We start from the raw sequence: 26,975 nt of genomic DNA, 5'->3' as shown, positions 1-26,975 counted from the left end.
GAGCTATTTTTCAATATTCATTTAGTTAGGTAACGCCATCATGACAACCCAGTTTGCTTGTTCAGGTATAGAGCTTGAGCTTTTCCGTTATCCAAGCCAACAAGCATCAAACCTACAAGCTTGGGATGCTGCAGACGAACACCTAATCAGATACTTAATTGACTCAGAAATCACTGCCACCACCACAGCAATCCTTAATGACAATTTTGGTGCATTGACATGCGCATTAGCAACACAAAATCCTAACAAGGTATTACTTGTCGAAACGGACGCAAAAACCAGTTTATTAGGCTGCCAGCAAAATTTATTACATAACAAACTAGCAGAGATAAACATACATTGGTCAAATAGTCGCGATACATTGCCGCAAGATATCCAATTAGTACTGATGAAACTGTCAAAAAATCTACATTACTTTGGTCAACAACTTGCGCGTTTATCAAGAGTATTGCCTCAAGGGACACAAATCCTCATTGGAGCTAAAGCAAAATCAATCAATCCAGCATTATTGGCCATTATTGAGAAAAATCTTGGCCCTGCATCGGCTAGTTTAGCGTGGAAAAACACCCGAGTGATTAGCTGCATTAGCGATGGTAGGCAGCGTCCATTAGCAAAGGCAGTAAGTTGGACAGTAGATGAACTCAAGCTAACTATGTCAAATCTTGCCAATGTCTTTGCCGCCAACAAATTGGATATTGGCGCAAGATTTATGCTCGACAACATGCCAAAAGGAAGTTTTAAACAAGTAGTCGACTTAGGTTGTGGTAACGGTATTTTGGGATTACACGCAAAGCAATGTTATCCAGATGCGCATATCTATTTTGTCGACGACTCAGATATGGCCATCGCATCGGCAAACTACAACTGGCAAAACAACAAATTAGATAACCCTACAATGGATGAATCACAAGCCAGTTTTTATTGGGATGATTGCCTAACACACCTCCCAGCAGATGTTGCGCCTGATTTAATATTATGTAACCCCCCATTCCATCAAGGCGAAGCAATAACTGACCATATCGCTTGGCAAATGTTTGTCGACGCACATCAACGCCTAAAGCCTGGAGGCATACTGCATATTGTCGGTAATCGACATTTGGCCTACCATATTAAAATAAATCGTATTTTTAAAAACTGCACCACAGTTGCATCAAATGGGAAATTTGTGGTGTTACAAGCTAAAAAGTAAATTAGCATTATGACGGAAACGGAACAGCACTTATTCTGGGGCCGCTCCTGCTGTGGATTTTTGCGCCCCCATAATTGACCACTTTTGCTTTAGTTAACCATTTAGGGTTATTTAACAAAATATCCATCTTTTTTGTCATAAAGCGCAAGATAATTGGTATGACCAATAAGGTGGATTGTTTGATGGCAATCATCATTAAAATGTAAAGCCACATAACGAAAGTGCCAAAACCATTGGGCGATAAGTTCAATAATTCGTTTATCTTCCCCAAAAAGATACGGTAACAAATCGTAAACGGCATCGTCCGTGATAATCAAACAATTGACTAAGGACGATTGATCTTCGGCAGTTCACATTTGTTCTAGATAAACGGTTTAGTTTTTAAAAATAAGGTGGCTCAAAAAGTTAGAGAAGAAGTCTCTAACTAGGTTAATATATTGCAAAAACGGTGGTGACATTCATCTTGAAAGTTCAGTAGATAATAAGTTCGACATAATTATCCTTTCATAAATTATGCACTATCTCTTGCCTCATACAGTGAACCTGCACCTTAGGTATTTTTAGTTTCTCTCACTCTACAGTCATGCTCAACAGCGCGAATAAAAACCAATAAAAAACGCGTTAACAACTTAGTGTCAACGCGTTTAATATTAAGTTCTGAATCACTAAACCTGCAATTTCACAGGTCTACATGCATAATTTAACAAACAAAAAAATAAAGATTAACCGTTTGTTTTTACGAGGTTTTCAATAGAATACAAGTCACGGTTAGCGCTATTCTTACGGCGCACTTCCTCTAATGCCTGTTGTTCTAATTTATCAAACAACACATTGATCAATCGATTAAAATGCTTATGCATCGCTAAACGAGCTTCTGAAGCGTCGTGTTCAGCTAATGCATGATAAATAGCAGTATGCTCGGCTAAGGTTTTATAATTATCTGTACTACAAACTATATTGTAGTCTTCAATAATTTCATTGCTAGACGAACGTAATGACCACATGTTCTCGAACAAATTAATCAATGCACTGTTACGTGTCGAATAAGCAATTATTTGATGAAACATCTCATCCGCTTCTTCAACATTTTGCATATCTTTCATCATCACCAGCGTACCATGCAGTTTTTCAAGCTCTTCTGCTGTAATGGTTTTTGCGGCTAATGCGGCAATCTCGCCTTCAACTAATGCTCTTGCTTGGGTTAATTCAAATGCATTAACATTTTTAGCAACTTTAGTTTGTAATTTGTGGCTGACAACATATACACCAGAGCCGGTTTTAACTTCAACCTTCTCGCGTACTTCAAGCGCAATAATTGCTTCACGAATAGTTGGCCGACTAACATCAAACTTATCTGCTAGTTCACGTTCAGGTGGTAAGCGACTGCCTACAGGATACTCGCCACTGGCAATAGCGGCCTCAATAGTATCGACAATTCGCCAAAATAAACGACGGGTTTTCATACACCTTCCTTCGAAAAGTAAAACCAATTGATTGGTTTATTACTGACATATTATCGGTTAATACCGTAGCAGCAAACAACTAATTAACATAATATCTTCATCACAATATTAAAATAATAGCACATTGTCATATCTTTAAAAACATTGGTAATAACATATAAATATAAAACCAACCAATTGGTAAAACAATTTGGTTGACATAATGTTAATCATTGGTTAGTTTCTATTCAAGCACAAAAGTAGAATTTATGATAAAAATTTAACATTGTGTTTACGTTAAGAGAAGGAAATCAATTAATCTGGGGAGATTAACGTGAAATTTAACAAGAGAAGCAAGACCTTAAGGTTAACAAAAATAAAATGGCAACCACGATTAGCCATTTACAGCTTTGCACTGGTATCACTTTTTAGCACTTATGTGTCTGCAAAAGCCGCAGACACACTAATAGAAAGACAACAATTTATCTCCTCTAACCTCGCTACAAAAAATGTCAAAGTGTCAACATCTCCTCCACTGGACATCATTACAGTGGGTAGCTTACGCGACACCATTTCGCGGCCATTAAATAAAAGACAACACCTCGAAGGCTGAATACTCACGTTCTGGCACTAAGTTCTTCATAGATGCAAAAGTGAAGTATCAAACTTTTACCCTGCGATGGCATCCAAAAGCAAGCGCGGGAATATCATTAAAATAGAATTACACGAGAGACTAGATGAATAATTCAAATAACAATACGCCATCATCACCGCATTGGCTGTTCACTCAGTTGTTAGTCTTATTAATGCTTTGCGCTCCATCAACCATGGTGCAGGCAAAGGATCGCTTAGTGGCAACACAAGCTGAATACAAAACGGCACTAAAGCAAGTTGAACCTGGCGATAAAATCATTTTAAAAAATGGTATATGGCAAAACTTTGAAGTGTTGTTTATGGCTAAAGGTACTGCTGACTCACCAATTGAATTAACAGCCGAAACTAAAGGCAAGGTGATCCTGTCTGGCCAATCTAACTTAAAACTGGCTGGCGAATATTTACAGGTATCTGGGTTAGTCTTTAAAAATGGTTACACCCCGAGCAATGAAGTCATCGCTTTTAGAAAAAATAAAAAACAACTGGCCTTTCACTCTCGTGTAACCGAAGTCGTTATTGATAATTACAGTAATCCAGACAGACAAGAGTCAGATTACTGGGTCAGTTTATATGGTCAGAATAATCGACTTGATCACAACAACTTTGTTGGTAAACGCAACGTAGGTGTTACCGTTGCAGTGCGTTTAGACAGTAAAGACAGCCAGCAAAACCATCACAGAATAGATCATAATTATTTTGGCCCTCGTCCAATATTAGGGTCTAACGGCGGCGAAACACTTAGAATTGGTACCAGTCACTACTCGCTAACAGACTCATTTACTGTCGTTGAAAATAATTACTTTGATCGCTGCGATGGCGAAGTGGAAATTATCTCGGTTAAATCAGGTAAAAACCGTATTCAAAACAATCTATTTTACCAAGCTCGCGGCACATTAACCTTAAGACACGGCAACGGTAATACTATCGACAGCAATGTGTTTTTAGGTAATGGCATAGATCATACTGGCGGGATCCGAGTCATTAACCGCGATCAAATCATTACCAACAATTACCTAGAAGGCTTAACTGGCAATCGATTTGGTAGTGGTTTTACCATCATGAATGGCGTACCGAACTCATCGATTAATCGCTATCATCAAGTGATAAATGCCAATATTAACCACAACAGCTTTATTAACCTTGACCATATTGAGCTCGCAGCGGGAAGTGACGCAGAACGTTCAGCAGTGCCTTTAGACAGCACATTAAGTCAAAACTTGTTTATTAGCCCAGCAGCACCCTTTACTTTGCACGATGATGTTAGTGGCCTAACTTTTACAGATAACCTCAGTAACTTTGCCAGCAAAGATCTCAATCCATCAATGGCAAAAGGTATTAGTTCAAAAAATATCACTATGAAACGCGCAGCTAACGGCTTGCTATATCCAAGCGATGCAAGTCTTGCTCAATATGGTGCCAGTAAAAATTTAATCCCAACTTTAAAGCAAGAAACCGGTGCATCTTGGTATCCCAAAACTGAGCCTACTGTTGCATTTCAATCAGGTAACATCATCAAAGTCAATGCAACCGACGATGAACTCGCCAGCGCAGTTGCACAAGCTCAATCAGGCGATACCTTATTGCTAAATGATGGCCGCTATAATGTCAGCAGAATATTGGCTATCAGCAAAACCTTAACCTTTAAAGCAGCAAACCCTCGTCAAGCCATTATTAGTTTTGAGCGTCCAAGCTTATTTGAAATTCAAGACAACGGCAGCTTGCAACTAGATGGATTAGTCATCAACGGTCTTAACAGCCCTGACTCTGCTGGCAATAGCGTAGTGAGAACCCGCAAATGGGGCATGTTAATCAACTACCGTTTTGAAATGACTAACAGCATCGTTGAACAACTTAATGTGAATCATTCATTCCATTTCTTTGACTCTGGAAGTCGCGCCTTTGCCGATATGATTAATATTAACCACAATCAGTTCCGCTATATTACTGGGGATTTATTTCGCCTAAATAAAGAAACTGACGACTTAGGGATTTATAACGCCGAATACCTCACGCTGAACAATAACCAGTTTGAAGATATTGAAGGTTCTGTTGCTTCGGTATATCGCGGCGGTACAGACGAAAGTACTTTTGGGCCACATGTGTCTGTTAACCACAATGTGTTCACTCAAGTAGGTCTAGGTAAGCGGAATAAAACGGGGGCGAGTTTGAAATTGCATGGGGTGCAAATGAGTCAAGTAGAAGACAATAAATTTAACAATAGTGCACCTATTATTGTTGAGCACACTGTCGGTGAACCCAAAACACGTATTGCCAATAATGAATTTAACAATACTGCTAGCCCACAAGTGACCGAACTGGTTGCAGCTGGCAAACACACTGCAGATATCAACAACAATAAAGTGCAAAAACTATGAACAACATCAAACTCAAAAACGGCAAAGGCCAGTTGACGAATGTGACTGGGAGCGGCTTAAAAAATATGACCCGCTTGGCACTAAAACCACTGACATTCATTGTGTTTGTAGCCTGTAGTATTGCTCTGCCTGCAGTAGCAGCAAATCACCCTAACTTGGTCATAAACCAGCAAGACGTTAAGGCCATGAAACTGGCAATTACACAACCGGGTGCCTTTAAAGATGCATTTGATGCCAAGCTTAGTGCCGTTGATTTAGGTCTTACTCAACCCATTGAGGTTCCGACCCCGAAAGATGCTGGCGGTGGATACACTCACGAAAAGCACAAAAGTAATTACCAGCAAATGTATGACACGGGTATTATTTATCAGCTTACTGGTGATAAAAAATATGCCAAATACGTTAAAAATATGCTGTTGCAATACGCCCAACTTTACCCAACACTCCCGTTGCACCCTAAGCGTAAAAGCAATAATGAGGGTAAATTATTTTGGCAAGGACTCAATGAAGCAGTTTGGTTGGTTCATACCATTCAGGCATATGACTTTATCTACGATGCTCTGACACCTGCTGAACGAAACAGTATTGAAAAAGGGGCTATTACCCCTGTCGCATTGTTCTTATCAGAGCAATCCCCACATACCTTCAACAAAGTACATAACCATGGTACTTGGGCCACCGCTGCGGTAGGCATGAGTGGTTATGTGTTAGACAAACCATTATGGGTTGAACGTGCGCTATACGATTTAAACCTCGCCAAAAAAGGCGGGTTTATGCGTCAGCTGAACGAGTTGTTTTCACCAGACGGTTACTACAATGAAGGGCCTTATTATCAGCGTTATGCATTAATGCCGTTTGTCACTTTTGCTAAAGCCATTGAGCAGAACGAACCACAACGTAAAATATTCCAATACCGTGATGGCATTTTACTTAAAGCGATTACCAGCACTGTTGAACTCAGTTATAACAAACTATTTTTTCCATTGAATGATGCGATTAAAAGCAAAGGGATCGACACTATTGAGTTAGTTAATGGCGTTGCGATAGCCTATGGCCTAAATGGTGACCCACGCTTATTAGATATCGCCCAACAGCAAAACAACATCTTACTTACCGGTGATGGGCTCAAGGTAGCCCAAGGCTTAGATAACCATCTGCAGCAACCTTTTCCATTTACATCGGCGTTATTTCGCGATGGTCAACATGGTGACGACGGTGCATTAGTGGTAATGCGTCAAGGCGAAGCCAACGACCAAGCCATTGTCTTTAAAGCAACTGCACAGGGTTTAGGTCACGGTCATTTTGATAAATTAACGTGGCAATTTTACGATGCGGGTAATGAAATTGTGTCAGATTACGGTGCGGCGCGTTTTCTAAATGTTGAAGCTAAATTTGGCGGACGTTATTTACCGGAAAATAAATCTTGGGCCAAACAAACTATTGCCCATAACACCTTAGTGGTTGATGAAAAAAGTCACTTTAACGGTGACGTTAAGTTCGCTAACAAACATCATCCCAAGCTAGCATTTTATGATGCTAAACAAGATTTAACTATCTCATCAGCATCAATTGACACGGCTTATGATGATGTAGCCTTTAAACGCACACTTGCTTTAGTCAACATTAAGCAACGTGATGCGGTTATTGGTATTGATATTATGCGAGTCACTGCTGACAAACCGCATCAATATGACCTTCCAATACATTATCAAGGACAATTGATCGACACTAACTTTGACAGACAGGCCTCGTTGGCACAGTTATCGACGCTAGGTAACAAAAATGGTTATCAACACTTATGGTCGTTAGCAACCGCTAACTTAACCAAAGAGAAAGCCGCTAACGAGTTAGCTAAAGTGACTTGGTTAAATGACAATGGCCATTTCTATACCCTTAGCACGTTAGTCAACACTAACTTCAACAACGCCACTGACGAGCAAATGTTATTCACTCAATTGGGCGCCAACGATCCCAATATGAACTTACGCCAACAGCAGTCGTTTATTCACCGAGTGAATGCAACTAATCACACTTATGTCAGCGTGATAGAGCCTCACGGTGAGTACAACCCATCAAAAGAATACACCTTAGCAGCCACCAGCAGCGTTGCTGGGCTAATCTATCATCAACAAGATGAGCTAGAAGCAGTACAAATAAACTTTACCGATGGACAACAATATTTGCTGGCAATAAACCAAACAGATAAAGCGGTAACTCAAGATACCCAAAACGTCATTAGCGTTAATGGTGTCCAATATCCGTTTAGCGGACGCGCCCAATTATTAAGCATTAAATAATTCAATTAAGACAAAAATTAAAATAAAAATGGGGAGTAAGAGCATGCAACAGAGTGAACATTTTTCGTTTGGGGATAGCACCGAAATTGAAGATATCGGTGGCGGACTGAAACGCCAAATGCTGGGGTTTAATAATGAACTCATGGCCGTGAAAATTTGGTTTGATAAAGGTGCTGAAGGTTATGTGCATGCCCATCGCCATTCACAAGTATCGTATGTGGTAGAAGGCGAGTTTCATGTCAATGTGGATGGCGTCATTAAGGTGCTGAACGCTGGAGACAGCTTCTTTGTGCCCCCTCATGTTGATCATGGTGCGGTTTGCCCAACTGGCGGCATTTTAATTGATACTTTTAGCCCTGCGCGCGAAGACTTTGTTGAGGGGTTAACATGAAAAACAGTCCATTCAAACTAAAACACTTACGTTGGCTAGTGGTTACTTTAGTGGCACTTGCTACCGTCATTAATTACATTGACCGCTCCGCCCTTGCCATTATGTGGCCAGGCATAGCCGAAGATTTAGGCTTAGATAAAAGCGATTATGCCAACATTATTACCGTGTTCATGATCTCATACGCTATTGGTCAGTCTTTATTTGGTAAAATATTTGATGCTATCGGTACTCGCTTAGGTTTTTTATTGTCAATTGTCGTGTGGTCGGTTTCAATCGCCTTGCACGCGGTTGCAGCAAGCGTAACCTCATTTGCTATTTTCAGAGCCATGCTCGGGTTAGGTGAAGCGGGTAACTGGCCTGGTGCAACCAAAGCCAATGCCGAATGGTTTCCGATTAAAGAGCGTGCATTAGCACAAGGTATTTTTAACTCTGGAGCGTCTTTAGGTTCAATTATTGCCCCACCACTTATCGCCTTTTTATATGCGTTTTTAGGTTGGCAAGCGACTTTTATTGTTGTTGGTTCGTTAGGTCTTATCTGGATTGTTCCATGGATGATTATCTATAAATCTGCACCAGATGCACATCCATGGATCACCGAAGAAGAACGCCAACATATTTTAACAGGCCAACAATGTTCAACAGAACAACATGAAGCCAAAGAATATGTACCCACCATGGGACAATTACTGCGTCACCGTCAAGCATGGGGCGTTATAGCCGCGCGCTTTTTCATCGACCCAATCTGGTGGTTATTTGTTGCTTGGCTACCACTATATTTAAATGAAAAATTTGGTTTTGATGTTAAACAAATTGGCGCATTTGCTTGGTTACCTTATGTCGGTGCTGCAATTGGTGCGTTATTTGGTGGCTGGTTTAGTGGTCATTTAATGCATCGCGGTTGGTCTGTAAATAAAGCTCGCCGTGGTGTCATAGTATTAGGCTGTATGGTGATGTTGCCATCATTACTATTAACGTCACTAGCTGCTACACCTTGGATGGCAATGGGGCTTATCGCACTTATCTTATTTGGTTTTCAAACTGCCATTGGTAACGTACAAACCTTACCGAGTGATTACTTTTCGGGTAAAACAGTGGGTACGCTAGCTGGTATTAGCGGAACCTCAGCGGTATTAAGTGTGATTATCACCATTCAATTGGTACCCATGATGACCAAAGGCGGTGACTATGGGCCATTCTTTATTTTAGGTGCTGCACTGGTCCCATTAGCATTAATTTCACTGTGGTTAGGCGGTAAAATTCAACAAGTAAAAAGGAAATCATAACTGTGAAAAGTGTGTTTTTATTTGGTGAGTGCATGGTCGAATTGCAGCGGGTCACGGCCACCAGCTTGCGGCAATCATTTGCAGGTGATGTGTATAACACTGGGGTTTATTTGAAACGAACCTTTAGTGATATTAATACCCACCTAGTCACGGCTATTGGGCAAGACAGCTTTAGCCAGGCGATGCTACAGAGCTTTGCTGATGAGGCCATTAATACCGACATGGTATTTAAGAGCCCTGACAAAATTGCTGGGCTGTATGCTATTCAAACCGATAGTCAAGGTGAGCGTAGTTTCACATACTGGCGCAGCGATTCTGCAGCAAGACAAGTGATGCAATTTATTGACGATGCTGCCATCAGTAAGATAACTCAAGCAGATATGGTATTTTTCTCGGGCATTTCGTTAGCGGTAATTAAGCCAGAAGATAGAGATACCTTTTGGCAGTTGATCAAACAATGCAAACAAGCGGGTGTCAGTATTGTGTTTGATCCTAATTACCGCGCGAGAATGTGGCAAAATCCACAACAAGCCAAAGTCCAGTTTGATATAGCCTTTGGCTTGGCCGATGTGGCGTTACCTGGCGTTGATGACTTTGATCAGCTTTATGGCATCAACACAGTTGACGAGATTATTGCGTTTTGCCAGCCTTACGCCATTAATGAGCTCGTCATCAAGAATGGTGAAAACGGCATTAACTACGTGATTAATGATCAGCAACAACATTTTTCAATCACACCCGTGACTAACGTAGTTGACACGACATCAGCAGGTGACTCGTTTAACGGGGTATATTTAGGGGCTCGATTATCTGGTTTAGATATCAACACAGCGATTAAATTAGCCTCACAGGCGGCTGGATTTGTTATTCAACATAAAGGGGCTATTGCACCAAAAATTGAATTTAATCAGTTTATTGAACGTCAAAAATCAATGATAAAATAGCGGCTAAATCGTCATACTTCATCGCTTTAAAAAAGGCTTGATAACGTTTTGTTATCAAGCCTTTTTTATTTTTGTCTTCATGGCGAGCTTGATGAGATGTTGGTATTTTAACGTCCAGCCAAGTAATATAATTAAGTCATTAACCATACCAAAACAATAAGAAAACATTGCAAATGGACTATTTAGCCATCAATAAACACGCATGGAATGAGCGAACCAAAATCCATCTCGACTCAACATTTTACGACTTAGACCCATTTATCCAAGGTCAGTCATCGTTAAACCCTATTGAACTTGAACAAGTCGGCGATGTGCACAATAAAAGCCTACTCCATTTACAATGTCACTTTGGGCAAGACAGCTTATCGTGGGCAAGGCTTGGCGCCAACGTCACGGGAGTAGACTTATCAAGCGAGTCGATTGCAACGGCAAAAAATCTGGCGGCTCAATTACATTTACCTGCCACGTTCATTAATAACGACATTTATCAATTTGGTGACAACAACACCAAGCAATATGACATCGTATTCACCTCTTATGGGGTATTAGCTTGGTTACCAGACTTAAGTCGCTGGGCACAAACCATTGCTGGTGCATTACGTCCTGGCGGTGAATTTCATTTGGTTGAGTTCCACCCTTTTAATGATGTGTTGTGTGGTTATGGCTACTTCCCACAGTCACAACCCGATATCGAAGATGAAGTCACCTATACCGAAAACCACAATGACCAAATCGAAACAGTAGTCACTTGGCCGCATCCAATAAGCGAAGTCATTAGCGCACTCATTAACGCAGGACTTAACATCGAAGCTTTTAACGAGCACCCTTACAGTCCCTATAATTGTATCGAGGGTTTGAAGTTTATAGCGGGCAAAGGTTTCCAGCTAAAACATCAAGACCACCTCATCCCACTTGTTTACTCTATTAAAGCAAGAAAATCGCGATAAATATCCGCGGTGGTCGGTTTAAGTTTGCTTAAGCATCCGTTTTAGTGGATGACTGCTGATGCGTTGAAGGTGGTGCAAATAAGATCCGCAATCGCTGCCAAAGTGATAATTGTGATTTGCTCACATCACACCACATGTCGCGCCACTCGCTAAATGTCACCACTAACGGGTTAAAACTGTTTACAGGCTTAGTAATACCGTATACCACGGTTTCATTTTCAGGCTCAAACGTACCAAACATTTTGTCCCATATAATCAACACGCCAGCATAATTTTTGTCGATATATTGCGGATTACGACCATGATGAACACGATGATGAGATGGAGTGTTAAAAATCCATTCCAGTGGCCCTAACGACTTTATGGCTTGAGTATGTACAAAAAACTGCAACCCAAGGTTAAGTAATACGGCAAACACCACCCAATTAGGGTCAAAGCCAATTACCACCAAAGGTAACCAAAACAGCCACATTCCAGCCAGAGGATACATTAAGCTTTGTCTGAAGGCTGTGCTGAAATTCATGTTTTCAGAGCTGTGATGCACTACATGTGCAGCCCACATCCAACGAATACGATGGCTAGCGCGATGAAACCAGTAATAACAAAAGTCTTGAGCAATGAGCAACAAGCCAAAAGTGATTAATGTCATTTCGATATCAAATAAACGCCAGCCAAATAAGTGTAAATAGATCTTCGCAATAAATAAGCTCGCGATAATATCCGCAACTTGATGCATGCCAGCCAATACAAAATTGCACAACACTTCAGCGGGACGATATTGCGCATTGCTGGGCAAGCGCTGAGCGCGAACACCAAACCACCATTCCAATAAAATACAGCCGAAAAATATCGGAGCTAACACCAGTAATAACCACTCAGGATGAGCAATCAATAAATCCATGTCCATATTGTTATCCATTTCTATTTATTATTATTTTCAGCTACGGGTTTGACTCAGTGAATGCCATATCCCCTAATAAAGCCTACGTTTAACAGAACATATTTTTAATATTTATTACCACTTAGCAAAATGGTCCTCAGTTAACCCTAATTGGTTTGTTAAGCGATATTGATTGCCATTGTTATCACAAATCACCCCGCTGAAATGGCCAATATATTGTCTAAAATTGTTTTTTAACCAGATTAAATTGAGCTTTTCGCTGCGTTGATTTAACGGTCTAAAATGCAAATCAACTTGACCATCATTGGTAGTGATATGCCATACATCCTGCTGTGAGCATCGATTAAAATCAAATTGCGCAGCGCCCAATAAGTGGCGCCCACCATTTATCCACATTACATTTTCAGTTTGACCCGTTTCGTTAACGCCGGCGGCTAAATTCAGCCCAATAACACCATCGTCGGTTTGGGCATTAATTGAAGCCCAACGCCAACTGGTTTCGCGACGCATAAACCCGGCCGAAAAGTCATAACCTGCCAGCGCATGATTTAAGGGCTGTGGTTCATGACGAATGGTTAGTTGCCCTGTTACGGCTAAACCATTGTGCTTTTGAGTATAAGTCCAACCGTTATAACCTGTGGGCGTACACAAACTTATAGGTAAACTCAGCGGTGCAGGTTGAATGCGTAAATTGGCTTGTATATCGGCAAGGTTGATATCGACCTGCCATTGTCCATCGACAATATCGATAACAATACCTTTGTGTTTACGGCCGATTTCGGCGCGCCCATGCTTAGGAGAGTCGCTTAACTTACAACCAAGCCCTAATGGGGTTAACCATTGTGTCTGGGTCAGCTTATTGGCTTTGATGTCATAAAGATAACAAAAGCCATTAGCGACATAACGAATATCGGCAATCGCGACTGCCACAATATAATGAGGGGTAATAATGCTAACAAACTGGAACTGTTTAAAATTAAAATACTTAGCCAGTTTCGATGCGGGTTTATCCATTACCGTAGAATAAGAAAATTGATCCACATTGAGTGAATCAATAATCCCATCAAATAGGCCAAACACTGGTTGGCCATTGGCATTGATCAATTTATCTGGAGCCAGTTGTGGCTGTTTATGTTGCATGACATTACCTACATCACATTGTTTATTTGACTTAAGTTGTATCGCACTAACCTGAATTGATCCGACATTAATGTCAATAACCAACACACATTGTTGCTATATTGCTCAATTGAGAGCAGTACCTTTAATGAGATATTAATGATTTTGCCACCCTTCGCCATTGAGAGGCGCATAACTCAAGTTATGTTTTAGCAACATAACTTTAGGGATGCTGGAAACCCAGACAAATTCTGTTATTATTTATCCACCTATTGCTCGTTATTGTTGTCTCATGAAGTTATTGATCCCTATTTTACTGTCTACATTATTGCTTACGGCTTGTGCGAGTTATGAGCCGACTCATATTGGTCTCAACCCTGCACTGGGCCCTGTTCAGTTACAAACTGAAACCAATTTCCCTGTAATGGTCGAGACCATTGATACCCGCGAAGCAAGCTTTGTAGTGCGTTTTAATGAAGAAGGCAAAGCGCCTAAACTAGTCAGTGCCAGCGAACCTATTCGTCAACAACTGGACACACTGTTCCGTAATGGGATGAGCAAAGCGGGTTATGTAATAGACCCTGCTGCACCTAATTCAGTACAGTTTCAGTTACATTATTTGTTGGCCGACGTAACAGATTCGACATTCAGTTTTGAATCCAAAACACGTTTAGTTATCAATGTATTGGCTAAAAACTCACAGCAAGAGTTTACTAAAACATATAATGCTAACGGCTATTTAAAAGGCCCATTAAGCCCAGATTTTGCCACGCTTGAATTAGATATCACCAAGTTGGTTGATAAACTCACCACCGAAATTATTAACGATGAAGAGTTACACCAATTTATTCAGCGTTAAGCCTAACTGACGTTATTAGGTATTGGCATCAAACGATGCCAATAAAGAAGGACTGCATATTATGTTGAAAAGGTTCGCCACCTGCCTATTGTTATTGACCAGCTTGGGCACCAATGCCGCGGTCGATATTCAAGAAGACACCTTGTATCCACAAGTAGAGTTTGACACCTCAATGGGGAAAATTGTGGTTGAGTTAGATCGCACTCGTGCACCGCTTACCGTAGATAACTTTTTAACTTATGTGGTTAAAGGTGAATATGACAACACCATTTTCCATCGTGTGATTGCCGAGTTTGTGGTCCAAGGTGGTGGGTTAACCTCTAAACTAGAAGAGCGCCCGTCACTTGCTCCCATAGTGAATGAATCCGGAAATGGTTTATCTAACTCTCTGGGAACAATTGCAATGGCTCGAGATAATGCTCCCCATTCAGCAACACGTCAGTTTTTCTTTAATGTCGGTGACAATAAGAAATTAGATCCTTCTAAACGACGTTGGGGCTATGCCGTTTTTGGTGAAGTCACTCAAGGTATGGAGGTATTAGAAGCAATTTCATTGGTACCGACTGAACATAACGAAACCTTAAACTGGCCCGATTTTCCGGTTAATACCGTTATGCTGAAAAAAGCCACTTTATTGCCTCGCTAATCTCACATTATTTGTCTATGACTACCGATGACCATCACATCGGTAGTCATGCCATCAGTCTTCATTTCTGATCAATGTCCATCAGCAGAGATCGTCTTACTTATCGTTAACCGATACGTTTTTTTCAATCATTAACAACAGCAATTAATTGTTACCCTATACATACTTACTAGCTAACAAATCAACTAAGTAGTACTTTAGGTTGACAAAATAACTGTTTTTTTTCACGCTTACCGCTTCAAGTGTGTAATTAACGTCTATACTCTATTTTACATACCCACTTAGTTAGCTGCGCAATTCTTGGCAACCACATTTCAAATACTCAGGACGCACTTATGATCTCGGCTAATGATTTTATTGAAACTAAAGCCCCACAACTTGCCTATTTCGGTAAAGCTTTTTTAGAAAATCAATTAGATTACAAAGAAATACAGCTGTATATGTGGGATGTATTAGAAGAATGGCAATTTATATCAAACAACCCTAATCAACTAACAGAACAACTTAGCGATACAGAAAAAGTGTTTTGGCACTTATTGTACTGTTTTGATCATTGGTCTGGTTGGACAATTAAAGGCAATCAATACTTACGTCAACAAGTTCATGATTGCTGCGATTACATTAATATTGGCGGTAATGTGCCACAAAGCTGTATAGGTATCAGACCTTAAAACTATCAGCTGAATTTAGATCTAATTCCTATTTAACCTCAAACTGACTGAATAATCTTTTAGAATGGCTTGAACCAAAACCCCTTGCAACATAAGCTAGAGCCATTCTCCATTATCCAGTTGTCTTATGTCGGTTTTTTTATCTCGAACCCGTGAAGCCTTATCGGTTTACTACCATAAACGAGTATTCATTCTACTCTTACTAGGCTTTTCTGCCGGTTTACCATTAATGCTGGTTTTTTCTACCCTCAGCTTTTGGTTGCGTGAAGCCGGTGTCGACCGAGCCGCTATTGGTTATTTTAGCTGGATAGCACTGACTTATGCTTTTAAATGGGCATGGTCTCCCCTCGTCGACCGTATGTCACTCCCTTTGTTCACCCGTTTTTTAGGCCGACGACGCGGCTGGATGCTGTTTGCACAATTATGCTTAGTCGGCGCAATACTCGGTATGTCAGTAAGTGATCCTGTGGTTAATCTTGAGCGTTTAGCAGTATGCGCATTATTGTTAGCCTTTGCATCTGCCACTCAAGATATTGTTATTGATGCTTTCAGGATTGAATCCGCCCCAGAAAAAATGCAAGCAGCCCTTGCCGCTGCTTACCAAGTCGGTTATCGCAGTGCGATGATCATTGCCACTGCGGGTGCGTTAACCATCGCAGCTTGGGTATCTCCAGGTGATGATGCTTACAATTTAGAAGCTTGGCAGACCGCCTACTTTGCTATGGCCATGCTAATGGGTGTCGGTATTATTACCACGTTATGCAGTAAAGAACCCCAAGTAGATACCAAATATGCTGACGATAAAGAACGCCTATTAAGAGCCGAGTTTGCAGCCAAATACCCAGTAAAAGTCGCAGGGGCATTAGCCTGGTTATACAGCGCTAGTGTATTACCTTTTATTGACTTTTTTAGGCGCCATGGCAAAAGTGCGATTCTCATTTTGTTGTTAATATCGTGCTATCGTATCTCTGATATTGTCATGGGCATTATGGCGAATGTGTTTTACGTCGACATCGGTTTTAGTAAAGAGGAAATCGCTTTTATCAGTAAAGTCTATGGTTTGATCATGACCTTAGTCGGTGCCGCTTTTGGTGGGGTATTAATCATGCGCTATGGCACCATGAAGATTCTGTTCTTGGGCGCATTGTTAGTTGCAGTCACTAACTTGCTGTTCGCTTGGCAAGCATATATTGGTTATAACGTGCCGTTTTTAACCTTAGCTATATCAGTGGACAATTTTAGTGCAGGCATTGCGACTGCAGCGTTTATTGCTTATTTGTCCAGCTTAACCAGTAGTGGTTACAGCGCCACACAATATGCGTTATTGTCGTCGATTATGTTGTTGTTCCCTAAGTTTATTGCTGGATTTTCAGGCTTGTACGTAGATGCTTTTGGTTATATCAACTTCTTTATTGCTGCCAGTTTGATTGGCTTTCCGGTGTTGTTATTAGTGGTGCTGGTGAATCGATCTCAAAATCAAGTGATTGCTGCCGATGCGGCTTCAACAGAGGGATCGATTGATGTGTCGACTGATGTAGGTAAACCACCGCTTTAGTTGTTTATGTTCCAAACTCCGTTTGGATTTCACCGACACCAACATGTTATCTTCGTTTTTCTATAGTGATAACAGTAGTAATATTGACAATATCAAAGGTACATTACCGATTAAAAGTGGCCAGAGGAATAACAGTAGCATAGCCATAAACGGCTGCAAAACTAATGTCAGAAGGTTAAATACTTCTATATTTTTCTTGTCGCGATCCATGACGTGTTTGCGTTTTAACACCCGTAATAATCACCTGCTATCGATATTAATTGCTTTACTGCGCATTAGATGATTTTCGGTTGAAAGCTAACATTAAAATAAATTGAATAACATTAAGTAGAATTATTCCATGAGCCCAGAACGTTTTGCCCGTATAAATCAGATGCTTGATAACCGCCAGGTCGACTTAACGGTTTGCCTTGATAAAGTGCATATGACCAATAATATTGCAGCGGTTATTCGCTCGGCAGATTGCGTGGGCATTCATGAAATTCATGCAGTGTGGCCCGATATCGATATGAGGGTATCTGGTAATACGGCGTCAGGGAGCCAGCAATGGGTTAATACTGTTAAGCACTACACGTTTGAAGAAGCTCACCAAGCCTTTAAAAAACAAAAAATGCAGATATTAACCACAACCTTTTCAGACTCTGCGGTCGATTTTCGCCAGATTGATTACACTCAACCCACCGCCATAGTAATGGGCAATGAACGTGACGGAGTTAGCGCAGAAGCAATAGCGGCTGCTGATCAACATATCATCATCCCTATGCGAGGTATGGTGCAATCACTCAATGTATCCGTAGCGGCTGCGTTAGTCATGTATGAGGCTCAACGCCAACGCGAAATGGCCAATATGTACGGAACGCGTAAACTTGATAGCGCCTACTGCCAAACAATGCTATTTGAACATGGGCACCCCATATACGCCAAAGCTTGCCGCCGCAAACAAATCCCTTACCCTGCAATAGATGATCAAGGGCAAATAGTTGCCGACAAGCAATGGTGGGATCGAATGCGAGCACCAGATCCACAAACGTCAATGGCCTAGCATCTCAACCACAAACCGAATAAAGTGTTCCGTAGTGCATTAAAGTAACTGATAAACAACACCTTGTAATCAATACTTATGTTAACAACTATTATGCCAGTCGATATCTACCCCATGGACAATTTTTGGGAGTACCTACGGGTATTTAAAGCACTATGAAACATTTATCTTTTTGCCAAATCCCTTTGTCATAAAGCGTGCACTGCTTTTAACCATCAGTTTGCCTTGCACATACAGCTCCCCCGAAACCTTATATAAAGGGGGGCGAGCAGATGTTATCTCACCTTTAATTAAAATCTCACTATTTACCGGTACTTCATGCAAATAGCGAATACTCATGTCCGCAGTAACCGCTTCAATTTTTTGTTGAAACAGCGCCTGACACATTCCGCTATCCAGTAACGCAGATAAAAATCCACCGTGCAAAATACCTTGATAACCTTGATGGTGAATAGTGCCTTTGGCTCTGGCCCACACGAGTTGATCGGTACCGCTATAAAAATGCAAATGCAATCCCAATAAGGGTTGTGTACCACATAACATACAATGTTGATGACTTGATTGCTTCTCAACCGCTTGCAAAGAGTCGAGGGTTATATTGGGGTAAAAAAACGTTAAGTCTTCGAATAGTAATGTTTTTTCAGGTTTATCTTGGTGATTCATATTTATTCTCAACGATATAAAACGCAAACACTTATTGGCATATGCTAATAAGTGTTTTAGAGTATCACATCAATATCGATTTGAGTATTTAATGAGTCTAAAAATAAATCATCTTATTTATACTCACTAGGTCTGCAACCATTCAAGATGAACTGTGCCAGTTGAGCGTTGCGACTTTTGATCAATATGCGGGGGTTTATCTCAACAAGGTACTGCTAAAAAGTTAGACGTCTATAACCGTATGATTTTTCAGCGATAGCAATTTAACGCTAAAGAAATCTCACATGCTTATCAAAGTAAACACCGAAACATCAAGGGTATCAAAAGGGGAAAATAATGACTTTTATTATCACATTTTTAATATTTATCGTGTTTTTTGCCGCGATGGCAATTGGGTTGTTTTTGGGTAGAAAGCCCATTCAAGGCAGTTGTGCCGGATTGGCGAATATAGGAATAGAGAAAAGCTGTGATTGTGAAGTCACCTGTGAAGAGCATAGAATATTATATCAAATACAAGAACCAGCTAAAAAATGAATCCATCTCAGTTTTCATTCATTAAGCCTCACGCCATAAGCCCATAAAATGATAAACGATTCCTGATACATTAGGTGTTTATACACTATCGAATATAATGACTATTTACAGTTGACGACGATAACGAGTTAGAAACGATAATGGGTCATTACTTACCAAATCCTTTAACGATTTATTGAGTAAGAAATGACCCAACGCGATGCTTTTAAAGTGAAACTAAGGTTGGTAAATAACCTTTCGTTGATCTGTTACTTCTGCTGAATCAACATAACCGATAACAGCAGTATTTGCTGTTATTTCAGCGATAACAGCAGCTGCAGAGCCAACTTCTTTAGGTGGATTGCCTTTTCCTCGAAAAACTAATTGAGACCAGTAAGCTTGTAGTTGAGAGCTGGTTTTTCCGGTAACTTTACTGTGAAACGCATCTCGAATAGCTGAACCATCTGGATATTCAACCACAATCGGTTTAGTACCATTTGATAACTTTTTTAGTTTACCTAAAAATAATTTCTTAGTATCAGTTGTCGACACCCAATAAACATCTGTTCTTCCCCTAAATCTATCAGCCAACTTGTTTTATCACCAACAAAAAAGCCGATAAGGAAACTTATCGGTTTTGTTATATCTGCAGGACTTATTCAGTGCAATATTCGTTACTTCAGGATTAGTCTCTGAAGTTGTTGAACTGGAATGGTTGACCAAGTTCTGACTCTTTGGCTAAACGCATGACTGCTTGTAGGTCATCGCGTTTTTTACCCGTAATACGTACTGAGTCACCTTGAATTGCAGCTTGTACTTTAAGCTTGCTGTCTTTGATGGCCTTGACTAGCTTTTTGGCAATCAGTGATTCAATGCCTTGCTTGAAGTTAACTTTTAAACTAAAAGTTTTACCGCTGTGAACCGCTTTGTCATCTACTTCCATTGACGATGGATCAACGTTACGCTTACTCAGCTGTATTCGCAAAATATCGACCAGCTGCTTACAAATGAAATCATCTTCTGATTTTAAGGTGACGACATTGTCTTTCAAATCAATCTCGATCTCTTTGCCACGAAAATCAAAACGTCCAGCAACTTCACGACGAGAGTTTTCTACCGCGTTACGTAATTCTTCTTCATCAACTTCTGACACTATATCCATAGAAGGCATGTCGCTTTCCTCTTTGATTCATCGCACATTTATATCAGGCTATTTTACACTAGCAACCATTATCAGGATAGTGGAGTACAACTTAGGTTTCTGCGGTAATTGTTTTTTATAACAAATATCGTATTTATTAACAAAAAATCATTAATGAGCTATTTTTAATCATTTTAGCGCTAAAAAGCTCATTTATATTGAGTTTAATGGTTAAGAATTTCTCATTAATAACAGTAAAAATAGCCTTTGTTAGACAATAATGACTTTCAATAGCGGTTTATTAGTGACAATTTTGAACAGGTTTCTTATTATTAGCACTATTCCCGTTTCAAAAGGCTAATGTAACGCTCGTGATCACTTATAAAAATATTTTTAAACTTGCGTTGGTTGTTGCCGTCATTGTGACTAGCTATTTGGTTTTTTCTAAACCAAGTTATCCACAAACTTTCGCTAACATGGATAAAGTTGGCCATTTAGGCAGTTTTTTTGCCCTTTCATTTCTGGCACATTATGCCTTTAAACCACGTTGGTATTTTTTATGTACCTCTTTAGCGGCCTACGCAGTATTAATTGAATTGATTCAATCTCGTTTACCTTACCGTAGCGCATCAGTTGCCGATGTAGCTGCCGACTTTGCGGGGATTGCACTGTTTTATTTACTGCATTTTTCAATTCAAAAATACCGTAAATTAAAAGCAAGCAACTAATAAACAACTTTCAATAAGGCCTGCACCGATGGCAATGACATCAATAGTCCAATCGTTAAAGCAAACCAATATCGCACCTATTGCAATATTAGGCGCGGGTGCCATTGGCCAGTTGATGTATCACAAACTCAGTATTAACACCCAAGAGCCTCACACAAACGATGTGGTATTTATTGGTCGAGACAAGCAAACCGCTCTACAACAGTTGTCTTTTATTGACCTTAAGCAGCAACCCCATGAAACACTCGCAACTATATTGGGTACTGATGATAAACGCTTAGCACAAGTTGAGCTGTTGTTAGTGTGTGTTAAAGCCTATCAAGTCGAGCAAGCACTTATCCCTTTATTAGCAAAACTATCTCCTCAATGTCATATCGTATTACTCCATAACGGTTTAGGGCCGCACTTGCCTGTTGCTGCTGCATTAGCAAAATACCCCGAAAAAGGATTAAGCTTAGGCACTACTTCACAAGCGGCGTTGAAGCTAAATCAGTGGCAAGTAAAACACAGCGGGGTTGGTGTGACTCAACTAGGGCATTTCTGTGGTTCTTTTATGTCGAAAGAATTAACTGCACGCCTAACTGCGCTTCAAAGTGACAATCAAACCATTGAGTGGCATCAGCCAGTACTACCAGTGCTATGGCAAAAGCTGGCCATTAATGCAGTGGTAAACCCGTTAACCGCGTTAAATCAATGTGCCAATGGCCAATTAGCAGCAACAGAATATCAATCACAGATCAGTGCCATTATCGATGAACTTGTACAAGTGGCCAAATGTGATGGCATAACATTAGATAAGGCTGTAATCAGCGCGAGGGTTTATCAGGTTATTGAATTAACATCGGCAAACTTTTCATCTATGTATCAAGATGTGGCCCACAACAGACTGACTGAAATTAATGAGATAAATGGCTATATTTGCCAGCAAGCCAAGGCACATCACCTTAAAGTGCCCAATAATCAGGAGCTCGTCGACAAGATTCTAAAACTGAGTCAATCTTAAATGCGATGCTGCCATTTGCATCAATTCGACTTATCTCTACTATCGTGAATTAGCTCCACATCACTAAAACAGCTGCTATGGCAATTAACACTAAGCCGGCTACATCATTAATTTTCACTTTATCTTTAAGCCAAAATACTGCAATCATTAGTGTGAAAAATATTTCGATCTGGCCTAATGTTTTGACATAAGGCACAGCTTGCAACGACATAGCACTGAACCAACCGATTGAACCGATACAACTGGTGACACTGATCGCCAAGGTTAATTTAGGTCGTTGCCACAAGGCTGTTAACGTCGATTTATCTTTAGCCAATAGGTAGCCTATTAGCACTATCGTTTGTAATCCTATCACCCAAAGCAATACCCATGCTGCACGATGTGTAAATGGCCCTTGCAGGGTTAAACTGGCTTCGCGCACCCATAGCGATGTCAACGCAAAGGAACTGCCACATGCAAGGCCTAACAATACCGTTTTAAGGGACAAATGTTTAAAGCCTTGTTTACTGCTGAGCAACATCACTGCTATACCACCCACAGTAACGCCAATCCAACCAAGTACGGATAATTGAGTGCCGAAAAATAACACGCCAAGAATGGCAGCGACTAACGCTTCGCTTTTGGCAAGCCCTGCACCTATGGCGTAGTTTTGCATTTTAAACAGTTTAACCATTAAACCTGTTGCCAGAATTTGCATTGATGCAGCGCCAATAACAAATCCCAAAAAAGCGCCGCTAAAATTTGGCAATGCAGTGGGTTGAAACTGATGAAGTCCATATAGATAACAAGCAGCAATTGGTCCCGCCCAAATAAATCGAGCTAAGGTAACGCCTGCAACACTAACTTCTTTACTGAGTTTGCTTTGAAATGCATTGCGCCACGCCTGCATAAATGCGGCGAGAAAGGTAAATAGAATCCACATCGTTTAATCCCAACTACTAAAAAGCCCTGAAACTTTGTAAAAAGTCAGGGCTTATACAAGGACAATTAGCTTATATTGTCAGCTAGATGAAAGACACAAATAATGGCTAAATTGATTAGAACTCACTGTGCACTAATTGGTACTAATAAGCACTAAGTGCAATCCAGCTAATTACTTGCTGGTATCGATAAACTCAAATGACTTAACCAAATCATCAACTGCTTTCATCTGCGTTAGGTATTTCTCTAATAAATGCAGCGGTAGTGCGCATGGACCGTCACATTTTGCATTGTCAGGATCTGGATGAGCTTCAATAAACAAGCCCGCTAACCCTAATGCCATACCACTTCTTGCTAGTTCAGTTGCCTGCGCACGACGTCCGCCAGCAGAATCTGCACGTCCACCAGGTCGTTGCAGTGCATGAGTCGCATCAAAGATCACTGGATAACCTGTTTGCTTCATTTCATCCATGCCTAACATGTCAACAACTAGGTTGTTATAACCAAAGCTACTGCCGCGTTCACATAAAATAATGTTGTCATTACCGGCTTCGTTAAACTTGGTAATAATGTGTCGCATTTCGTGCGGCGCTAAAAACTGTGGTTTTTTCACGTTAATAACTGCGCCAGTTTTTGCCATAGCGACAACAAGATCAGTTTGACGAGCTAAGAATGCAGGTAATTGAATAATATCGACTACTTCAGCAACAGGTGCACACTGTTCGATCTCGTGTACATCGGTAATCATAGGCACATTAAAGGTTGATTTTATTTCTTCAAAAATACGTAAACCTTCTTCCATACCTGGACCTCGGTATGAATTAATCGATGAACGATTGGCTTTATCAAAAGAGGCTTTGAATACATAGGGGATACCCAATTTTTGGGTCACTTCCACATAATGTTCTGCAATTGACATCGCCAAATCACGCGACTCAAGTACGTTCATACCACCAAATAACACAAACGGTTTATCGTTGCCTACTTGAACATTATTAGATAACTGAATAATTTTTTGATCCATTTGATCCTCTTAGCGCATTACGCTGCGACAACTTGTAATAACTGACCACATAGCCAAGCCATGTAAGTACCTAATGCATAACCGAATACTGCTAATAACACCCCGACAGGTGCTAATGCGGGGTGGAATGCTGCGGCCACAACAGGGGCCGATGCGGCTCCGCCAACGTTTGCCTGACTACCGACTGCCATATAAAACAATGGCGCTTTAATCAGTTTAGCAACCAATAGCATTAATCCTGCGTGTACGAGCATCCACACTATGCCGACTAGGAAATAAATAGGGGTATCCATTATTTTAGACACATCCATATGTAAGCCAATGGTTGCGACTAAAATATATAAAAATGCTGAAGCAACTTTAGAAGCGCCTGCCGCTTCTAAATGGCGAACAGGGCTAAACGATAGGCCTAAACCAACGGTAGTAACAATCACCACTAACCAAAAGAACTTTGAGGTTAAACTGTAATCTTCAGTCCATGGATAATTAGCTTCAAAGAAAGGGCCCAAGAAATCTGCGGCAAAATGCGCAAAACCTGTCACCCCAAAACCAATGGCCACAATCATCATGATGTCGCGAAGTGAAGGAATACGTGAATTTTCAGCGTGATATTTTTCTACTTTCTTTTTTAACGCTTCAATCGCGGTCGTGTCAGCGCCAGTTCTCGCATCAATCTCTTTGGCTTTCGAGGCCATAAATAGCAGTACCGCCATCCAGATATTGGCCACGATAACGTCAACTGTCACCATCACCGAGAATATTTCGCCGCCGACAGAATAAATCTCTTTCATTGCGGCTTGGTTGGCACCACCACCAATCCAACTACCTGCTAAGGTTGTCATTCCGCGCCAAACAGCATCGGGACCATTACCGCCTAGTAGTGATGGATCAATTATCGACACGGCCAATAATGCAATCGGTCCACCAATGACAATCCCTAAGGTACCCGTTAAAAACATAATGACGGCCTTAGGGCCTAAGGCAAGGATCGCTTTTAAATCAACACTAAGGATCAGTAAAACTAAACACGCTGGCAGTAAATAACGCGATGCGACAAAATACAATTTGGATGTATTACCATCAACTATGCCAAAGGTATTTAATAATGAAGGTAGAAAATAACAGAGTAATAATGCTGGAATATATTTATAGAATTTTTGCCAAAAAGGATGAGCCGATGAGTTAGTGTAAAAAACGAAACCTAGAATAACGGCGAGTATACCCAGTGCGGTAGCATCATTGGTCACCATTGCTGATGTTGTCATGCAGTGTTCTCCCTTACAGTTACATTATATTTTTAGTTATTATTGTTAATGCGAAAATCAAGTATTGCTCAATTCGCATAGTGCTGCAGTTAAATGCTGTCAAAATGAGCTGACTAATGCCCTATTTGCGAATAAAGCTGCTTTGAATTATCAAAGCAGCCTAAGCCACAGACTCAATCAAAAGATTAATGATAAACCTGCGTATGTTGACTGAGTTCCTTTAATTGAATCTTAACCAGCTCAATCACCGGATCATGCGGACTCAAATCGATGAAGTGTTGCAAATCAGACATGGCCACCTTAATACAACCTAATTGTTGAGCAATAAATGCCCGTTCACGATTAAGATGCACGTCGTCAGGATGCCATTGTAATAATAAATTACAGCATTCCATTGCTTGTTCAAATTTATGACTGACAATACAACCCGCTTTTAGCTCATGTATCATGCGACTAATTAAACGCTTTAGCGTAGCCGTTTTAAGATGGCTGGGTTTTAATTTTGCAGCGTTACCCAACTCACCGCGTACTAATGCATGCAGTTGATGGCGGTTAAGCTCTTGACCAGTTAATGGATCATGGTATTTAACCACATCATTTATTTGGCTTTTAAGAACCGTGTTGCCGGGTAATAAAACCGCCTCAAGCGATAAATCGAGTTGCTTTGCCAGTAGAATCAATAATATTGATAAGGTGGTGCTATTACCTTGACGCTTTAACACGCAATAGCTTAGATCTGCCGCCTCAACACTAAAATAGTCATCTCGAGCACAAAAGCCTAAATCTTTATAAAACCAGTTAAACAGACCCTCAAGCCTTGCTTGCTGGTCAACTACGTAGTGACTCAATACTGAACCGGCCATTTCATACCACGCCCACATAGCAGGTTTGGATACTGAAAAGCCTAGGTGTTCAGTGAGTTCGAATGCAGTTTCTGGAATAGAAACTGCATCATTAAGAAGATATTTTGCCATTAAAACCAATTAACCCATCAATACGACTTGTTTAAAATAAGCCAGTTTGGCCGCTAACACTACCCAACCAATTGCGCCGATAAAAGCAAAAAACTTAAACAATTTATTACGGTTAGATTTAAGCGCCATAATGCCTAAAGCAATATATGCCACCACACAGATGATTTTTTCGGTCAACCATGGGTCCACAAAAGGAAACTGCTGGATCATAAAACAAAGGGTAAATCCTGACAGTAATAAAAAAGTATCCACAACATGCGGCGCCACTTTAAGAAACTTTTTTTCCATAACCGGAGACTGACGCAAATGCAAAACAAAACGGGTGATAAAAAATATCACACTCAATAAAACTAACGTCATATGAGTATGTTTTACCGCAGGATATAAACTGTAAAATGTTTCCATTAATTAAGTCTCATTTAAAAAAG

Annotated in this window: 27 protein-coding genes; 16 read left to right on the top strand and 11 right to left on the bottom strand. The window is 40.5% G+C overall.

The genetic code is table 11. The features are described 5' to 3' along the window. The first annotated feature begins 40 nt into the window (after positions 1-40). The gene (locus FH971_RS04090) at positions 41-1,189 is read left to right on the top strand and encodes a methyltransferase (RefSeq protein ID WP_140233452.1); all 1,149 of its coding nucleotides are present in this window, start codon (positions 41-43) and stop codon (positions 1,187-1,189) included. A gap of 722 nt (positions 1,190-1,911) precedes the next feature. Here FH971_RS04090 and FH971_RS04085 read toward each other — a convergent pair. Next, positions 1,912-2,652 carry a FadR/GntR family transcriptional regulator gene (locus tag FH971_RS04085; protein ID WP_140233451.1) on the bottom strand — a complete coding sequence of 247 codons (741 nt, stop codon included), beginning with the start codon at positions 2,650-2,652 and terminating at the stop codon, positions 1,912-1,914. A gap of 313 nt (positions 2,653-2,965) precedes the next feature. Here FH971_RS04085 and FH971_RS04080 point away from each other — a divergent pair, with 313 nt between their 5' ends. The 7 genes from FH971_RS04080 to FH971_RS04050 all read left to right on the top strand — a co-directional run bounded on the left by FH971_RS04080 (position 2,966) and on the right by FH971_RS04050 (position 11,522). Then, on the top strand, positions 2,966-3,244 hold the full coding sequence (locus tag FH971_RS04080) for a hypothetical protein (protein WP_140233450.1): 279 nt from the start codon (positions 2,966-2,968) through the stop codon (positions 3,242-3,244). A 124-nt stretch (positions 3,245-3,368) separates the two neighbouring features. Continuing rightward, positions 3,369-5,660, top strand: coding sequence for a chondroitinase-B domain-containing protein (locus tag FH971_RS04075; protein WP_140233449.1), 2,292 nt, complete (start codon positions 3,369-3,371; stop codon positions 5,658-5,660). Positions 5,661-5,725: 65 nt separating this feature from the next. Then, positions 5,726-7,957 (top strand): heparinase II/III domain-containing protein, encoded by a 2,232-nt coding sequence (locus tag FH971_RS04070; protein WP_140235517.1) that lies wholly within the window; start codon positions 5,726-5,728, stop codon positions 7,955-7,957. A 43-nt stretch (positions 7,958-8,000) separates the two neighbouring features. Next, positions 8,001-8,348, top strand: coding sequence for a cupin domain-containing protein (locus FH971_RS04065; RefSeq protein WP_137222629.1), 348 nt, complete (start codon positions 8,001-8,003; stop codon positions 8,346-8,348). Beyond that, on the top strand, positions 8,345-9,631 hold the full coding sequence (locus FH971_RS04060) for an MFS transporter (protein ID WP_137222631.1): 1,287 nt from the start codon (positions 8,345-8,347) through the stop codon (positions 9,629-9,631). Before FH971_RS04065 ends, FH971_RS04060 begins: the two co-directional genes overlap by 4 nt. 2 nt (positions 9,632-9,633) lie before the next feature. Beyond that, on the top strand, positions 9,634-10,575 hold the full coding sequence (locus FH971_RS04055) for a sugar kinase (RefSeq protein WP_140233448.1): 942 nt from the start codon (positions 9,634-9,636) through the stop codon (positions 10,573-10,575). Positions 10,576-10,748: 173 nt separating this feature from the next. Further along, positions 10,749-11,522, top strand: a complete 774-nt coding sequence (locus FH971_RS04050; RefSeq protein WP_140233447.1) for a class I SAM-dependent methyltransferase — start codon at positions 10,749-10,751, stop codon at positions 11,520-11,522. A gap of 28 nt (positions 11,523-11,550) precedes the next feature. Here the strand turns inward: FH971_RS04050 and FH971_RS04045 are convergent, their stop codons facing one another. Both FH971_RS04045 and FH971_RS04040 read right to left on the bottom strand, forming a co-directional pair. Beyond that, positions 11,551-12,429 (bottom strand): sterol desaturase family protein, encoded by an 879-nt coding sequence (locus FH971_RS04045; RefSeq protein WP_140233446.1) that lies wholly within the window; start codon positions 12,427-12,429, stop codon positions 11,551-11,553. Between the two features lie 108 nt (positions 12,430-12,537). Then, positions 12,538-13,563, bottom strand: a complete 1,026-nt coding sequence (locus FH971_RS04040) for a DUF2804 domain-containing protein (RefSeq protein ID WP_167495980.1) — start codon at positions 13,561-13,563, stop codon at positions 12,538-12,540. A gap of 271 nt (positions 13,564-13,834) precedes the next feature. On the opposite strand from FH971_RS04040, the gene FH971_RS04035 reads away from it, so the two are divergent. The 5 genes from FH971_RS04035 (at position 13,835) to trmH (ending at position 18,315) form a co-directional block, all read left to right on the top strand. Beyond that, positions 13,835-14,401: a YajG family lipoprotein gene (locus FH971_RS04035; protein WP_137222639.1), complete on the top strand. Its 567-nt coding sequence runs from the start codon at positions 13,835-13,837 to the stop codon at positions 14,399-14,401. A gap of 61 nt (positions 14,402-14,462) precedes the next feature. Then, positions 14,463-15,047 (top strand): peptidylprolyl isomerase, encoded by a 585-nt coding sequence (locus tag FH971_RS04030; protein ID WP_140233445.1) that lies wholly within the window; start codon positions 14,463-14,465, stop codon positions 15,045-15,047. 338 nt (positions 15,048-15,385) lie between these two features. Beyond that, positions 15,386-15,718 (top strand): hypothetical protein, encoded by a 333-nt coding sequence (locus FH971_RS04025; RefSeq protein WP_137227332.1) that lies wholly within the window; start codon positions 15,386-15,388, stop codon positions 15,716-15,718. A gap of 127 nt (positions 15,719-15,845) precedes the next feature. Beyond that, positions 15,846-17,273 (top strand): AmpG family muropeptide MFS transporter, encoded by a 1,428-nt coding sequence (locus FH971_RS04020; protein ID WP_140233444.1) that lies wholly within the window; start codon positions 15,846-15,848, stop codon positions 17,271-17,273. Positions 17,274-17,613: 340 nt separating this feature from the next. Next, positions 17,614-18,315, top strand: a complete 702-nt coding sequence (gene trmH, locus FH971_RS04015) for a tRNA (guanosine(18)-2'-O)-methyltransferase TrmH (protein WP_140233443.1) — start codon at positions 17,614-17,616, stop codon at positions 18,313-18,315. Positions 18,316-18,468: 153 nt separating this feature from the next. Here the strand turns inward: trmH and FH971_RS04010 are convergent, their stop codons facing one another. Then, complete coding sequence (locus tag FH971_RS04010) at positions 18,469-18,978, bottom strand: PaaI family thioesterase (RefSeq protein WP_140233442.1); 510 nt, start codon at positions 18,976-18,978, stop codon at positions 18,469-18,471. A gap of 336 nt (positions 18,979-19,314) precedes the next feature. On the opposite strand from FH971_RS04010, the gene nqrM reads away from it, so the two are divergent. After that, on the top strand, positions 19,315-19,512 hold the full coding sequence (nqrM, locus tag FH971_RS04005) for a (Na+)-NQR maturation NqrM (protein ID WP_140233441.1): 198 nt from the start codon (positions 19,315-19,317) through the stop codon (positions 19,510-19,512). 216 nt (positions 19,513-19,728) lie between these two features. Here the strand turns inward: nqrM and FH971_RS04000 are convergent, their stop codons facing one another. After that, positions 19,729-20,043 (bottom strand): phosphate ABC transporter substrate-binding protein, encoded by a 315-nt coding sequence (locus tag FH971_RS04000; protein WP_140233440.1) that lies wholly within the window; start codon positions 20,041-20,043, stop codon positions 19,729-19,731. Between the two features lie 133 nt (positions 20,044-20,176). Further along, positions 20,177-20,662, bottom strand: a complete 486-nt coding sequence (locus tag FH971_RS03995) for a YajQ family cyclic di-GMP-binding protein (protein ID WP_140233439.1) — start codon at positions 20,660-20,662, stop codon at positions 20,177-20,179. Positions 20,663-21,003: 341 nt separating this feature from the next. On the opposite strand from FH971_RS03995, the gene FH971_RS03990 reads away from it, so the two are divergent. Further along, positions 21,004-21,360 (top strand): VanZ family protein, encoded by a 357-nt coding sequence (locus FH971_RS03990; RefSeq protein ID WP_140233438.1) that lies wholly within the window; start codon positions 21,004-21,006, stop codon positions 21,358-21,360. 28 nt (positions 21,361-21,388) lie between these two features. After that, positions 21,389-22,363 (top strand): ketopantoate reductase family protein, encoded by a 975-nt coding sequence (locus tag FH971_RS03985; RefSeq protein WP_240778438.1) that lies wholly within the window; start codon positions 21,389-21,391, stop codon positions 22,361-22,363. A gap of 49 nt (positions 22,364-22,412) precedes the next feature. Here FH971_RS03985 and FH971_RS03980 read toward each other — a convergent pair whose 3' ends face one another. The 5 genes from FH971_RS03980 to FH971_RS03960 all read right to left on the bottom strand — a co-directional run bounded on the left by FH971_RS03980 (position 22,413) and on the right by FH971_RS03960 (position 26,952). Next, the gene (locus FH971_RS03980; RefSeq protein ID WP_140233437.1) at positions 22,413-23,285 is read right to left on the bottom strand and encodes a DMT family transporter; all 873 of its coding nucleotides are present in this window, start codon (positions 23,283-23,285) and stop codon (positions 22,413-22,415) included. 171 nt (positions 23,286-23,456) lie between these two features. Beyond that, a complete protein-coding gene (kdsA, locus tag FH971_RS03975) occupies positions 23,457-24,308 on the bottom strand; it encodes a 3-deoxy-8-phosphooctulonate synthase (protein WP_137222660.1) in 852 nt (283 codons plus the stop codon). A gap of 17 nt (positions 24,309-24,325) precedes the next feature. Next, the gene (locus tag FH971_RS03970) at positions 24,326-25,573 is read right to left on the bottom strand and encodes a DUF819 family protein (RefSeq protein WP_140233436.1); all 1,248 of its coding nucleotides are present in this window, start codon (positions 25,571-25,573) and stop codon (positions 24,326-24,328) included. Between the two features lie 185 nt (positions 25,574-25,758). Next, on the bottom strand, positions 25,759-26,547 hold the full coding sequence (locus FH971_RS03965) for a transglutaminase family protein (RefSeq protein WP_137222664.1): 789 nt from the start codon (positions 26,545-26,547) through the stop codon (positions 25,759-25,761). A 9-nt stretch (positions 26,548-26,556) separates the two neighbouring features. Beyond that, a complete protein-coding gene (locus FH971_RS03960) occupies positions 26,557-26,952 on the bottom strand; it encodes a SirB2 family protein (RefSeq protein ID WP_137222665.1) in 396 nt (131 codons plus the stop codon). Positions 26,953-26,975 lie beyond the last annotated feature (23 nt).

It is taken from the genome of Shewanella polaris, assembly GCF_006385555.1.
Classification (GTDB): domain Bacteria; phylum Pseudomonadota; class Gammaproteobacteria; order Enterobacterales; family Shewanellaceae; genus Shewanella; species Shewanella polaris.
This window is presented reverse-complemented; position numbering and strand designations above follow the sequence as displayed.

What these genes read in the sequence shown, in the direction of transcription:
- FH971_RS04050 (WP_140233447.1), top strand. Translation starts at nt 10,749, where the DNA reads ATGGACTATTTAGCCATCAATAAACACGCATGGAATGAGCGAACCAAA.
- FH971_RS03970 (WP_140233436.1), bottom strand. Translation starts at nt 25,573, where the DNA reads ATGACAACATCAGCAATGGTGACCAATGATGCTACCGCACTGGGTATA.
- FH971_RS04020 (WP_140233444.1), top strand. Translation starts at nt 15,846, where the DNA reads ATGTCGGTTTTTTTATCTCGAACCCGTGAAGCCTTATCGGTTTACTAC.
- FH971_RS04065 (WP_137222629.1), top strand. Translation starts at nt 8,001, where the DNA reads ATGCAACAGAGTGAACATTTTTCGTTTGGGGATAGCACCGAAATTGAA.
- FH971_RS04085 (WP_140233451.1), bottom strand. Translation starts at nt 2,652, where the DNA reads ATGAAAACCCGTCGTTTATTTTGGCGAATTGTCGATACTATTGAGGCC.
- FH971_RS04040 (WP_167495980.1), bottom strand. Translation starts at nt 13,563, where the DNA reads ATGCAACATAAACAGCCACAACTGGCTCCAGATAAATTGATCAATGCC.
- FH971_RS03980 (WP_140233437.1), bottom strand. Translation starts at nt 23,285, where the DNA reads ATGTGGATTCTATTTACCTTTCTCGCCGCATTTATGCAGGCGTGGCGC.
- nqrM (WP_140233441.1), top strand. Translation starts at nt 19,315, where the DNA reads ATGACTTTTATTATCACATTTTTAATATTTATCGTGTTTTTTGCCGCG.
- FH971_RS04060 (WP_137222631.1), top strand. Translation starts at nt 8,345, where the DNA reads ATGAAAAACAGTCCATTCAAACTAAAACACTTACGTTGGCTAGTGGTT.
- FH971_RS04075 (WP_140233449.1), top strand. Translation starts at nt 3,369, where the DNA reads ATGAATAATTCAAATAACAATACGCCATCATCACCGCATTGGCTGTTC.
- kdsA (WP_137222660.1), bottom strand. Translation starts at nt 24,308, where the DNA reads ATGGATCAAAAAATTATTCAGTTATCTAATAATGTTCAAGTAGGCAAC.
- FH971_RS04030 (WP_140233445.1), top strand. Translation starts at nt 14,463, where the DNA reads ATGTTGAAAAGGTTCGCCACCTGCCTATTGTTATTGACCAGCTTGGGC.
- FH971_RS04045 (WP_140233446.1), bottom strand. Translation starts at nt 12,429, where the DNA reads ATGGACATGGATTTATTGATTGCTCATCCTGAGTGGTTATTACTGGTG.
- FH971_RS03960 (WP_137222665.1), bottom strand. Translation starts at nt 26,952, where the DNA reads ATGGAAACATTTTACAGTTTATATCCTGCGGTAAAACATACTCATATG.
- trmH (WP_140233443.1), top strand. Translation starts at nt 17,614, where the DNA reads ATGAGCCCAGAACGTTTTGCCCGTATAAATCAGATGCTTGATAACCGC.
- FH971_RS03985 (WP_240778438.1), top strand. Translation starts at nt 21,389, where the DNA reads ATGGCAATGACATCAATAGTCCAATCGTTAAAGCAAACCAATATCGCA.
- FH971_RS04035 (WP_137222639.1), top strand. Translation starts at nt 13,835, where the DNA reads ATGAAGTTATTGATCCCTATTTTACTGTCTACATTATTGCTTACGGCT.
- FH971_RS04070 (WP_140235517.1), top strand. Translation starts at nt 5,726, where the DNA reads ATGACCCGCTTGGCACTAAAACCACTGACATTCATTGTGTTTGTAGCC.
- FH971_RS04010 (WP_140233442.1), bottom strand. Translation starts at nt 18,978, where the DNA reads ATGAATCACCAAGATAAACCTGAAAAAACATTACTATTCGAAGACTTA.
- FH971_RS03965 (WP_137222664.1), bottom strand. Translation starts at nt 26,547, where the DNA reads ATGGCAAAATATCTTCTTAATGATGCAGTTTCTATTCCAGAAACTGCA.
- FH971_RS04090 (WP_140233452.1), top strand. Translation starts at nt 41, where the DNA reads ATGACAACCCAGTTTGCTTGTTCAGGTATAGAGCTTGAGCTTTTCCGT.
- FH971_RS03995 (WP_140233439.1), bottom strand. Translation starts at nt 20,662, where the DNA reads ATGCCTTCTATGGATATAGTGTCAGAAGTTGATGAAGAAGAATTACGT.